11 protein-coding genes and 2 pseudogenes are annotated in these 10857 nt (G+C 73.6%); 8 read left to right on the top strand and 5 right to left on the bottom strand.

Annotated features, from left to right (window positions below):
* Positions 1 to 264: 264 nt before the first annotated feature.
* From PS271_RS28595 to PS271_RS28575, 5 genes are all read left to right on the top strand, one after another.
* The gene (locus tag PS271_RS28595) at positions 265 to 909 is read left to right on the top strand and encodes a hypothetical protein (RefSeq protein ID WP_398385871.1); all 645 of its coding nucleotides are present in this window, start codon (positions 265 to 267) and stop codon (positions 907 to 909) included.
* A 203-nt stretch (positions 910 to 1112) separates the two neighbouring features.
* Positions 1113 to 2096, top strand: coding sequence for a carbohydrate-binding protein (locus PS271_RS28590; protein WP_398385869.1), 984 nt, complete (start codon positions 1113 to 1115; stop codon positions 2094 to 2096).
* Positions 2097 to 2338: 242 nt separating this feature from the next.
* A complete protein-coding gene (locus PS271_RS28585) occupies positions 2339 to 2602 on the top strand; it encodes a hypothetical protein (protein ID WP_120756152.1) in 264 nt (87 codons plus the stop codon).
* A 115-nt stretch (positions 2603 to 2717) separates the two neighbouring features.
* Complete coding sequence (locus tag PS271_RS28580; RefSeq protein ID WP_398385867.1) at positions 2718 to 3452, top strand: Mut7-C RNAse domain-containing protein; 735 nt, start codon at positions 2718 to 2720, stop codon at positions 3450 to 3452.
* Positions 3453 to 3524: 72 nt separating this feature from the next.
* Positions 3525 to 3986 carry a large conductance mechanosensitive channel protein MscL gene (locus PS271_RS28575; protein WP_398385865.1) on the top strand — a complete coding sequence of 154 codons (462 nt, stop codon included), beginning with the start codon at positions 3525 to 3527 and terminating at the stop codon, positions 3984 to 3986.
* A 40-nt stretch (positions 3987 to 4026) separates the two neighbouring features.
* Here PS271_RS28575 and PS271_RS28570 read toward each other — a convergent pair whose 3' ends face one another.
* The 3 genes from PS271_RS28570 to ligD form a co-directional block, all read right to left on the bottom strand.
* A complete protein-coding gene (locus tag PS271_RS28570; RefSeq protein WP_189383096.1) occupies positions 4027 to 4227 on the bottom strand; it encodes a hypothetical protein in 201 nt (66 codons plus the stop codon).
* Positions 4228 to 4487: 260 nt separating this feature from the next.
* The gene (locus tag PS271_RS28565) at positions 4488 to 4913 is read right to left on the bottom strand and encodes an SH3 domain-containing protein (RefSeq protein ID WP_398385863.1); all 426 of its coding nucleotides are present in this window, start codon (positions 4911 to 4913) and stop codon (positions 4488 to 4490) included.
* An 82-nt stretch (positions 4914 to 4995) separates the two neighbouring features.
* Complete coding sequence (gene ligD, locus PS271_RS28560) at positions 4996 to 6039, bottom strand: non-homologous end-joining DNA ligase (RefSeq protein ID WP_398385862.1); 1044 nt, start codon at positions 6037 to 6039, stop codon at positions 4996 to 4998.
* A 140-nt stretch (positions 6040 to 6179) separates the two neighbouring features.
* Between ligD and PS271_RS28555 the strand changes: the two genes are divergently transcribed.
* The gene (locus PS271_RS28555) at positions 6180 to 7241 is read left to right on the top strand and encodes an ATP-dependent DNA ligase (protein WP_398385860.1); all 1062 of its coding nucleotides are present in this window, start codon (positions 6180 to 6182) and stop codon (positions 7239 to 7241) included.
* 30 nt (positions 7242 to 7271) lie between these two features.
* Here the strand turns inward: PS271_RS28555 and PS271_RS28550 are convergent, their stop codons facing one another.
* Entirely contained in the window at positions 7272 to 8237 is a 966-nt protein-coding gene (locus PS271_RS28550; RefSeq protein ID WP_398385859.1) for a TIGR03557 family F420-dependent LLM class oxidoreductase, read from the bottom strand.
* Positions 8238 to 8362: 125 nt separating this feature from the next.
* Between PS271_RS28550 and PS271_RS31380 the strand changes: the two are divergent.
* Together PS271_RS31380 and PS271_RS31375 are read left to right on the top strand one after the other, a co-directional pair.
* Positions 8363 to 9259: pseudogene (locus tag PS271_RS31380) on the top strand (glycoside hydrolase family 6 protein); the annotation flags it as partial.
* 327 nt (positions 9260 to 9586) lie between these two features.
* Positions 9587 to 9760 (top strand): annotated as a pseudogene (locus tag PS271_RS31375) (glycoside hydrolase family 6 protein); the annotation flags it as partial.
* Between the two features lie 461 nt (positions 9761 to 10221).
* Here PS271_RS31375 and PS271_RS28540 read toward each other — a convergent pair.
* Positions 10222 to 10710 (bottom strand): hypothetical protein, encoded by a 489-nt coding sequence (locus PS271_RS28540; protein ID WP_398385858.1) that lies wholly within the window; start codon positions 10708 to 10710, stop codon positions 10222 to 10224.
* Between the last annotated feature and the right edge of the window lie 147 nt (positions 10711 to 10857).

Here is a 10857-nt window from a genome sequence, read left to right as displayed (position 1 = left end):
CCTGGCAGCCTGCCCTGCGGGGCGTGCGGGTGCCAGGGCGTCAGGGCCGCTTTCACTCACGCGTGGTCGTCATTGGCTTTTCCGCTTGTGTCTCTATACGATTGCCCGCCTCCCGGGCCGAGACGGGTGCGGGGCGCCGGCGGCGGGCTTCTGATGGTCCTTCGGCTGATCGGCGCAAAGCCCCGGGACGACGAATTGCGAGGTTCCGGGGGCGGGCGCAAGGTGACCGTAACGATCACCCGTCCTGCCCGAAGGAGTTCGTTCATGGGTGCTTCCCGCAGAACCGCTCTCATGGTCTCCGGCGCCCTGTGCGGTGCGCTGGCCCTTGGTACGACCGGTTCCGCCGTCGCTTCGGCCGGTTTCCCGCCCCCGGTGCCGCCCACGTCCCCGGCGGCCGAGGCGCCGTCACCCGAGTCGCTGCGCGAGGCCGCCGCCGGCGGGGCCCGGGCCATCGACCGCAACGTGATCCGCAAGCGGGCCGTGGAGGCGCTCAAGGCCTGCCGGGCGGCCGGGCCGGGGGCGGCGGAAGCTGCCGGTGGCACGCAGCAGGGCCTGCCGTGCCCGCAGGTCAAGGAGCACCTGGACGGCCTGAACCGGGCCCGGGGCGCGCTGGCCCGGGAGGCCGCGGCCGAGCACCCGGACCTGGAGCGGATGACCACGGCCGCCACCGACGCGGCCGCGGCCACGGCGCATCTGGCCAAGGACGGGGTCGAGGTGTCCGACCGGGGCCGGCCGCCCGGGCGCGGGCACGGACACGGGCCGCACGGGCATGAGCGGTACGACGGCCGGGGCCCGGGCCTGCTGAGCCTGGTGACGGGCGTGCTGGGCGGTCTGGTGTTCGCGCTCGGCGGGGTGGTCGGCGGGCTGACGGGGCTGGTCGGCGGGGTGCTGGGCGGCATCCTGGACTGAGTGCCGGTCAGCTCGCGAGGGCGGCACGGGCCTTACCGGGGCCCGTGCCGCCCTCGTGTGTGCGCCGGGCTCTCCGGGGCGCTCTGCGTGTGGTGGGCCCTTCACGTCTCTTGACACCTCAACAGTTGTCATGGACATTCTCATCGCTTGGTCCGGTCCAATGCCCCCCACCGCATGCACCGCGCACCCCGCCCGGAGGAGCCATGAAGAGAGCCCGTACGGCCCTGCTGTCCGCAACGGCCGCACTCGCTGCACTCGCCGCCCTCGGCGCCACCGTCCCCGCCGCCTCCCACCCCCGGGCGGCGGGGAGCACGGCTTCCGCCCACCGCGATCCCGTCCCCTCCCCCGGCGCCCCGCACCGCGGCACGGTCGCCGGTGCCCGCACCCCCGGCCACTCCCCCGCCCGCGACCGCGCCGCGCGCATCTTCGCCGAGGGCCGCCGGGCCGCCGCGCAGGCGGGCTCCCTGAGCCGCCACGACCGGACGCCCGGCGGCGGGACCGCGACCCCGGAAGCGGACCTCACGCACAACTGGTGGGGCGTCTTCCCGCAGCCCGGCACCCACGACGGCATTCAGGCGACCCACAGCGTCGACGCCTCCTACCGGGTCTCCGACAGCGAGAACTTCACCTACTCCCCCACCACCAAGGCCCAGAACTCGTGCATGGAGGTCGTCACCGCCTACTGGGACAGCGGGAACGAGATATGGGCCTGGGACTGGTGCTCCAGCCCCGGCGGCCCCGCGAAGACCCTCGCCGTCGACGCCGCGTTCCTCACCACGTACACGGACAAGGCGAGCGGGCGCCCGGCCTACAGCGTGCAGATGGTGCAGGACAACGCCGCGGCCAACCAGTGGTCGGCGTACCTCTACAACTACCGCACGGCCGGCTGGGACCTGCTCTTCCGTCAGTCCGGCAAGGACCAGAGCGGCCTGTCGCACGGCTGGGACATGTTCGAGATCTACGCGAGCGTCAACCCCGCGACCGGAACGGGCTACTACTGCACCGAGGCCCGCACCACCGTCTTCGACTCCAGCGCCGTCGCGCTGCGCAGCCGCGGGGCGTGGCGGCCCGCCCGGCCGGCCGACTCGCCGTGGACCGAGGAGAGCCCCCAGGGCCGCGACTTCCTCTGCCCGCCCCTGAAGTTCCTCCAGGCGGGCGCCAACGACCACTGGACCGTCCGTCAGTAGCCGTGCGGAGCAGCCACGTACAGCACCAGGCACGGCGGCCGCACGCGGAGACCGCACGCAGCGACCACGCACAGTAATCAACCCGCCGGAACTCCTGAGCGGATGATACGCAAAACCGAAGGTGCGCCAGGGAAAGAGGACTACCCACCCCCGGCCGTCGTCACACGCTGCGTCACCGAAGCGAGGGAGAGATCCGCCGATCCGCCCTCCCCCGCCCCGCGCGTCCCCCGAGAGTTAGCCCCATGAGCCTCACTACCGCAGGCAAAACCCCGGGCCCCGTCCGCTTCTACCTCGCGTGCGACCACCACGGCTGCACCACGCACACGACCTTCGACCTCGTCATCCCCGACCCCGGACCCTCGCGCGACGACGACCTGTGGGGCCACCTCCTGCACCACACGTACACGGCCACGCCCCACATCGAGGAACTGGGCTGGAGCTACATCCACGGCAACGGCTACACCTGCCCCACGCACCGGGTTCCGGCCCTGCCCAGCGCCTCCTGACGTCCCGTCGGAGCGCTTCCCGGCTCCGGCCCCGCCCAGGGGCCGGGCCCGGGGCCGGCAGCGCCGCCCGCGCCCCCGCCTCCGGCGGGCCGCCGGCCAATGGCATCCTGGCGGCGTGAGCAGACCGGAAATCCATGTCACCCTCGCCCCTGAGCTGCGGCTCTTCGTCAACTCCGAGCTGCGCCGCGAGCGGGCGCCCGTCGCGATCGACGCGTCCTCGTCCCTGGGGCACGTCGTCGAATCGCTGGGCGTTCCGCTGACCGAGGCCGGCACGCTGCTCGTGGACGGCCGCCCGGCGGCGGTGTCCCACGTCCCCTCCGCGGGTGAATCCGTCGAGGTGCGCGCGGTCGGGCGCCCGCAGCGGGTGCCCGGCGCGCCGCTGCGCTTCCTGCTGGACGTGCACCTGGGGACGCTCGCGCGCCGGCTGCGGCTGCTGGGCGTGGACGCGGCCTACGAGAGCGAGGACATCGGCGACCCCGCCCTGGCCGCGCTGTCCGCGGCGGAGCGCCGGGTGCTGCTCAGCCGCGACCGCGGGCTGCTGCGGCGGCGCGAGATATGGGCCGGCGCCTACGTCTACAGCGACCGGCCCGACGAACAACTGCGGGACGTCCTGAGCAGGTTCGCCCCGGCGCTGGCCCCGTGGACGCGCTGCACCGCCTGCAACGGGCCGCTCGCGGACGCCGCGAAGGACACGGTCGCGGAGCGGCTGGAGCACGGGACGCGGCACACGTACGACGTGTTCGCCCAGTGCACCGTCTGCGAGCGCGTGTACTGGCGCGGGGCGCACCACGCGCGGCTGGAGGCGATCGTCGAGGACGCCGTGCGGGAATTCGGCGGCTCCGCCGCCTGAGGGCGGCCGCCGCGCGTGCCGTACCGCTGAGGACCGCTTGACGGAATGTAGCGTGCTGTCCGGAGGTCGGTCATGCTCAAGGGATTCAAGAACTTCGTCATGCGCGGTGACATCGTCGTCGTCGCCGTCGGCCTGATCATCGCACTCGCGCTCAGCACGCTCATCAAGGCGTTCACCGACTTCGTGATCAATCCGATCATCGCCCGCGCTCAGGGCGGCCATGCGATGGGGCTGGGCTGGCAGCTGGGCCGGGCGGGCAACAAGAACACCTACCTGGACCTGGGTTCGTTCCTCTCGGCGGCCGTCTACTTCCTCATCTTCATGGCCGTGGTGTACTTCCTGATCGTGGTCCCGTACAAGCACGTGCAGGCGCGGCGGGGCGTGGTGGTCTTCGCGGAGCCGGGCCCGCTCAAGACCTGCCCGGCGTGCCTGTCGGAGGACCTGCCCGCGGCAGCGGTCAAGTGCCTGCACTGCGGCAGCGATCAGCCTCCCGCGGCCGCGGCCGCCGGGGGCGCGGCGCCCGCGGGCCGCTGAGCGTCAAGGCCGCTCAAGGGCATCGGAGCGCCCAAGGCGCTCAAGGCCAGGTGCGGTTACGGGCCTGGGCGCGGGCGCGGCGCTCCTCGGTGCGGATGCGGCGCTCCTCCGCGGCCCGCCGCACTCCCTCGGCGCGGCGCTCCGCATAGCCGTTGGGCTCCACGACGTGGAAGCACTGGCCGCAGACGTAGCCGCCTTCGGGGCCCTCGATAACCGGGTTCAGACAGTCCTTGCACAGCATCACGACAGCATTCGGCCGGGAAACAACGACATCGCCCATTATTCCGCCCGCCGTCCGACGCGACAGCACAATCCGTTACCGTCAGCCACCCGGAGTAACGGGGTGCGGACGCGGCGCCCCTGAACGCATCCGCTCCGCGCCGGGCGGGCGGCCCGGCGCGGAGCGGATGCAGAGGGGGAGAGAGATCACCGGCGCCGCCCTCTCACCGGGTGCGGCGAGGGGCGGTCCGGCGCCCGTGCGCCGGCGGCGCGCGGCGGGCCTCAGCCCATGGCGGCCCGGGTGGCGGGGGCGCTGTCCAGGGGCGTGCGGTCGACGTCCTTACACAGCGGGACGGCGCCGGTGCCGGCACTGCCGACGAAGGCCGCCGCGACCCAGGTGTTGCGGTTGCGGATCAGGTACCAGACGTTGTTGCCGCCGACGGTCTGGGCGCGGACCTTGCAGCGCAGGCCGATCTTGGCGCCGCGGGCGACGGTGCCCCGCACCGCCGAGTCCGTGCTGGGGTACATGCGCTCGTTGACGCCCGAGGCGCTGACGATCTTGCCGGCGGGCTGCTGGGGGACGGGCGGGACGACGGGGCCGGAGGCCGCCTGGGCCGAGCCGGCGACCAGCAGCGAGCCCGCCAATGCGGCCGCAGCGATGGCATCCGTCGAGATCTTCTTGCTGCGGACTGCGAGTGTCCTGGGCATGGGGGCTCCCTGTTCTGCGGGGTGGATGACGCAATGCCGTCGTACCTCGCCGCAATCCTTAATAAACCAGGGCAATTCGCCCTCACTCTTTCGTGTCTGATGTTCCCTCAGTCGGCCCCTTCTTCGCCCTGCTCGGCTGGACGCGCTTCGGCTCGCCCTTCATCTTCGGGTGCTCCGGCGGGTACGGCAGATCGCCCAGGCCGTGCTCGCGCTCGTCGCGGTCGGCCAGCTCCAGGGCGGCCTCCAGCCCGCACGGCTGGTCCTCCATTCCCGCGTGCACGTCGCCCACGGCGTCGAACCGGGCCGGCATGCTCGCCAGGTCGAAGTCCTCGGGCACGGCACCGCCGGTCACCTCTTCCCACGTCAGCGGCGCGGACACCGGGGCGTGCGGGCGGGGGCGCACCGAGTAGGCGCTGGCGATGGTGCGGTCGCGGGCGGTCTGGTTGTAGTCGACGAACACCTTGGCGCCGCGCTCCTCCTTCCACCACGCCGTGGTGACCTCCTGCGGCACCCGCCGCTCCACCTCGCGGGCGACGGCGATGGCGGCCCTGCGCACCTGGACGAAGGTCCACCGCGGTGCGATGGGCACGAAGACGTGCAGCCCGCGGCCCCCGGACGTCTTGGGCCAGCCGGTCAGCCCCAGGCCGTCGAGGACGTCGCGGAGTTCGACGGCGGCCCGGACGGCGTCGGCGTACCCGGTGCCCGGCTGCGGGTCGAGGTCGATGCGCAGCTCGTCGGGGTGCTCGGTGTCCGTCCGGCGCACGGGCCAGGGATGGAAGGTCAGGCAGCCGAGGTTCGCGGCCCACAGCACGGCGGCGGCCTCGCCCGGGCAGATCTCGTCGGCGTAGCGGCCGCTGGGGAAGGCGATGCGCCCGGTCGGGATCCACTCGGGGAGGTTCTTCGGCGCCCTCTTCTGGAAGAAGGACTCGCCCTGCACCCCGTCCGGGTAGCGCTCCATCGTGGTCGGGCGGTCCTTCAGGGCCCGGACGATGCCGTCGGCGACGGCGAGGTAGTAGCGGGCCAGGTCGTACTTGGTGAAGCCCCGCTCGGGAAAGTAGACCTTGTCCGGGTGCGACAGCCGTACCGTTCGCTCCCCCACGGTGAGCTCCAGCGCCTCCTGTGCCATGCCTCTCACGCTAGAGGGCGGCACCGGGCCCCGCCTGCGGACGGCCCGCGGAGAGGAAGCTCCGGAGAGCCGGCGGAGGGGCGGCCGCGGACGGCTCGGCGGAGAGGCGGCCGGGGCCCGGGGCCCGCACAATCGCGGTCATGGACCTCCCCGTGATGCCCCCGCTGCAGCCGATGCTCGCGAAGTCCGTGGCGGCCATCCCGCCCGGCATGCTGTACGAGGCGAAGTGGGACGGCTTCCGGGCGATCGTCTTCCGCGACGGCGACGACGTCGAGCTGGGCAGCCGCTCCAGCAAGCCCCTGACCCGCTACTTCCCGGAGCTCGTGGAGGCCTTCCGCGAGCGGCTCCCGCCCCGCTGCGTGCTCGACGGGGAGATCGTCATCACCCGCGGCGGGCGCCTGGACTTCGACGCCCTGCTCGAACGCATCCACCCCGCCGCCTCCCGCGTCCGCCGTCTGGCCGAGGACACCCCGGCGAGCTTCATCGCCTTCGACCTGCTCGCCCTCGGCGAGGAGTCCCTGCTGGCGGCACCGCAGCGGGACCGGCGCGACGCCCTGACCACGGCGCTGGACGGGGTCTTCGCCCCGGTGTACGTCGCTCCGGCCACGTACGACCTGGAGACGGCGCACGCGTGGTTCGAGCAGTTCGAGGGCGCCGGGCTCGACGGGGTCGTCGCCAAGCCGCCGGGCTCCCCGTACCGGCCCGGCGAGCGGGCCATGGCCAAGGTCAAGCACGAGCGGACGGCCGACTGCGTCGTCGCCGGGCTGCGCCCGCACAAGAGCGGGCCCGTCGTGGGCTCACTGCTGCTCGGCCTCTACGATCCGGCCGGGCGCCTCCAGCACGTCGGCGTCTGCGCCTCGTTCCCGATGCGCCGCCGCCAGGAGCTCATGACCGAGCTGGAGCCGCTGCGGATGCCCACGGCCGAGGGGCACCCGTGGCAGGAGTGGACCAGCGAGGAGGCGCAGGCGGCCGGCCGGATGCCGGGCGGCCCCAGCCGGTGGACCGGCACCAAGGACCTGTCCTGGGTGCCGCTGCGGCCCGAGCGGGTGTGCGAGGTCGCCTACGACCACCTTCAGGGCGACCGTTTCCGGCACACCACGCAGTTCCGCCGCTGGCGCCCCGACCGCGAGCCCCACCAGTGCACGTACGCCCAGCTGGAGGAGCCGGCGGACTACAAGCTCGCCGACATCCTCGCGCTGTGACCGGCGGCCTCCCGGCGGGGCGGGCGGTTTTCAGAGCGTGCGCAGGGCGGGCAGCAGCTCCTTCCGGGCCCATTCCAGGTACGGCTCCTGGTGGCCGCCGCCGATCTGGACGAGCGCGACCTCGGTGAACCCCGCGTCGGTGTACGCCCGTACGGCCTCCACGAAGCGGTCCACGTTCGGGCCGCAGGGGATCGCCTCGGCGACCTCCTCCTTGGTGACGGAAGCGGACGCGGCGGCGAAGGACTTGTCGTGCGGCAGCTCGGCGTTGACCTTCCAGCCCAGCCCGAACCAGCGGAACTGCTCGTATGCCCGCTCGACCGCCGCTTCGTGGTCGGTGTCGTAGCAGACGGGAAGCTGCCCGATCCGGGGCTTCCCGGCGCCGCCGTGGCGGTCGAAGGCCTCCAGCAGCTCCTGCTTGGGCTCCGTCGCGATGACCAGGTCGGCCGCGCTGCCGGCCAGCCGGCAGGAGTGCTCGCCCGAGACGGCGATCCCGATGGGCGGGGGCGGTACGGGGACGTCCCACAGCCGGGCGTGCTCGACGTCGTAGTGGGTGCCGTGGTGGGTGACGAGGTCCCCTTCGAAGAGGGCCCGGATGATGAACACGGCTTCTTCGAGCATCTCGTGACGAACGCTGATATCGGGCCAGCCGCCGCCCACGACGTGTTCGTTGAGGTTCTCTCCGGAGCCGAGTCCGAGGCGGAAGCGCCCCTGGGACAGCAGCTGGACGGTGGCCGCCTGCTGGGCGACGAGCACCGGGTGGTAGCGCGTCGTGGGGCAGGTGACGTAGGTCATGAGCGGGATCCGGGACGTCGCCTGGGCCGCGGCGCCCAGCACGGCCCACGCGTTGGGCGCGTGGCCCTGCGCGGCGAGCCACGGGAAGTAGTGGTCGGAGGTGACGGAGAAGTCGAACCCCGCCTCCTCCGCGCCGGCCACGTGCGCGACGAGGTCCCGGGGCCCCGCCTGCTCGGTCATCATCGTGTATCCGATCTGCACCATGCGGCAACGGGTTCCCGGTGGTGGCCCGCCCGTAACTGACGCTCTGTCGACAGAGCGATTTATCCGGGTTCCGTTCGGAGTAATCCGACGTGTCTGACGGGTCGGCACCTGTCACTGTGTCTGAAATGGACCGATCAGCCAATATGAAGTGCGGGGGATCGATGCCATACGCGGCACCGCGGCACGCCGCCCGGCCCCATGCGGGCCGGGCGACCGCGCCCGGCAGGAAGAAGACGAAGAAGGCACTGCGGTGCGGCGCGGCCCTGGTGGTGTCCGCGTGCGTGTGCGCCGGCGCGATGTCCCTGGCCTGGCCGGCCAAGGGGGCGCTGACGGACGACGAGGAGAACCTCGACGCCGCGTCCCCGTTCTGGATCGAGCCGCGGGGACCCGCTGCCCGCCAGGTGGAGGTGTGGCGGGAGCGCGGGCGCGAGGACGACGCGCGGGTCCTCCAGCGCATCGCGCGCGAGCCGATGGCCGTCTGGCTGACCGGTGACGACCCCAAGGCGCAGGCCGAGGACGTCACCCGGCAGGCGGAGCGCGACGGGGTCATCCCCGTACTGGTCGCCTACAACATCCCGCAGCGCGACTGCGGTCAGTACTCCTCCGGCGGCGCCGCCGACGCCGCCCACTACCGCACGTGGGTCTCGCGGGCCGCGGCCGGGATCGGCGCGCGCCGGGCCTGGATCGTCCTCGAACCCGACGCGCTCGCCCAGTGGGCGTCCGGCTGCGTGCCCCGGGCGGCGGCCAAGCAGCGGCTCGCGCTCATCGCCGGGGCGGTGCGCGCCTTCAAGGCCCGGCCGGGGGTCTCGGTCTACATCGACGCCGGCAACCCCGGCTGGATCAAGGACCAGAACCTCATGGTGACGGCGCTCACCGAAGCGGGGATCGCGGAGGCGGACGGCTTCGCGCTCAATGTCTCCAACTTCCACACGACGCCCGTCACGCGCGCCTACGGCGACCGCCTCTCGGCGCTGCTCGGCGGCGCCCACTACATCATCGACACGAGCCGCAACGGCAACGGGCCGCTCCCCGAACCGCCGCACAAGGGCAAGAAGAAGGGCGGCCGGCGTCCCGCTCCGGCTCCTGTGGGCGCGGCCGAGGCCCGGCGTGCTGCGGGAAGGGTCGATCCCGACGATCCCGAGGAGATGGAGGAGCTGGACGAACCGGAGGGGCTGGAGGAACTGGACGGGGTCGCGGGGGCGGAAGGCGACGGGACGGACGGGGAGGAAAGCGAGGACGTGCCCGGGCAGGAGCCCGGGCACGAAGACGAGCATGAGGCCGGGCACGGAAGCGGGCACGAGGCCGGGCAGGAAGGGGAGCACGAGCCCGGGCCGAAGCCCGAGGCCGAGCACGAGCCCGAGTCCTGGTGCAACCCGCCCGGGCGCGCCCTCGGCTCGCCTCCCACGACCGCCACCGGCGACCCGCGCATCGACGCCTTCCTGTGGGTCAAACGGCCCGGGGAGTCCGACGGGGCCTGCCGCGGCGCGCCGCCGGCCGGCCGCTGGTGGGCGGAGTACGCGCTCGAACTGGCCCGCGCCACACCGGGGCAGGTCACGCGTCCGTCGCAGGAGCCGGGCGAGCCGGAAGTGCCGGTATCGCCGCCTGCCGTTTCTCCCGGCACCGCTCCCGGGCGCCCGCCCGCGGACGGCGCCGCGGCGTCCCCGGCCGCTCGCGGACGCACGAAGACGCCGGCGGCCCCCGACCCCCTGCCGCCCGCTCCGGTGCCGGTCCCGCCGGCCTCCGCAGCGCCGTCGCCCGGGCCGGGCGGCGGGCAGGCGCCCGCGGCCACGTCCGCGGCCCCGCCCGCCGGGCCGCCCGTGGACCCGCCGGACGGGCGCGCCACGGGCGAGTGACGGCCGGCTCTCGCAGGGATGCCGGCGGACGCCCTGCCGGTGTTCGGCGAGTTCGCCGTGCGAGTGGTCAACATCCCCTGTACGAGAGGCCCCGCCCTGACGAGTGATCCGAGGCGCTCGGCCGGCCGGCCTCAGTAGTGCCAGCGCGGCTTGCCGCTGCCGCCGCAGTTCATGAGCCGGCCCTGGGCGTCGTGCGTGCTCGACCCCACGTCGGCCGTGCGGCAGAACTGGCCCGCCTTGTAGCAGTTGCCGGCGCTGGAGCGGATCTCGCACGTCGTACCGGCCTCGCGCGGGGCCGGCGTTCGCGCCGAGGAGCCGCCCGCGCCGGTGTGTTCGGCGGCCGGCGGGGTCGCGGACTTGCGGGGCGGCTTCGGCAGGATCGGGGAAGGGGTGGCGGCCCGGGAGGGCGGCGCGGTCGGGGACGCCGAGGGAGCCTGCGACGGCGACGGCGAGGAAGAGGGGGACGCGGAGGCGGAGGCCGAGGCCGAGGGCTTCTTCGCCGGTGAGGCGTCCTCGTCGCCCCCGGTGCAGCCGGCCAGCGTGAGGACTCCGGCGAGGGCGATGCCGCAGGCGCCGGCCCAGCGGCGGCGAAAGGCGGGGAGGGATATGCGGGAAGACATGGTCGGGCAACTCCACGATCGGAACGGGCAGGAAAGAAGCCGCACTTCGAAATCCATGACTCCGCTTTACGCGGGCACGGAGTCCGCTGCCGACACGTGGGGGGATCCGCCTAGGCGGATCCACATTAGCGGCATGCCGCCGGGCGA

It is taken from the genome of Streptomyces sp. SCA2-17, from assembly GCF_044336695.1.
Note: the sequence above shows the minus strand (reverse complement) of the source record. Positions and strands in the feature narration are given on the sequence as shown.

Coding starts and splice junctions, on each gene's coding strand:
- PS271_RS28550 (WP_398385859.1), bottom strand. CDS start 8,237: ATGGTGCAGATCGGATACACGATGATGACCGAGCAGGCGGGGCCCCGG.
- PS271_RS28595 (WP_398385871.1), top strand. CDS start 265: ATGGGTGCTTCCCGCAGAACCGCTCTCATGGTCTCCGGCGCCCTGTGC.
- PS271_RS28590 (WP_398385869.1), top strand. CDS start 1,113: ATGAAGAGAGCCCGTACGGCCCTGCTGTCCGCAACGGCCGCACTCGCT.
- PS271_RS28575 (WP_398385865.1), top strand. CDS start 3,525: ATGCTCAAGGGATTCAAGAACTTCGTCATGCGCGGTGACATCGTCGTC.
- PS271_RS28555 (WP_398385860.1), top strand. CDS start 6,180: ATGGACCTCCCCGTGATGCCCCCGCTGCAGCCGATGCTCGCGAAGTCC.
- PS271_RS28585 (WP_120756152.1), top strand. CDS start 2,339: ATGAGCCTCACTACCGCAGGCAAAACCCCGGGCCCCGTCCGCTTCTAC.
- PS271_RS28565 (WP_398385863.1), bottom strand. CDS start 4,913: ATGCCCAGGACACTCGCAGTCCGCAGCAAGAAGATCTCGACGGATGCC.
- PS271_RS28540 (WP_398385858.1), bottom strand. CDS start 10,710: ATGTCTTCCCGCATATCCCTCCCCGCCTTTCGCCGCCGCTGGGCCGGC.
- ligD (WP_398385862.1), bottom strand. CDS start 6,039: ATGGCACAGGAGGCGCTGGAGCTCACCGTGGGGGAGCGAACGGTACGG.
- PS271_RS28570 (WP_189383096.1), bottom strand. CDS start 4,227: ATGCTGTGCAAGGACTGTCTGAACCCGGTTATCGAGGGCCCCGAAGGC.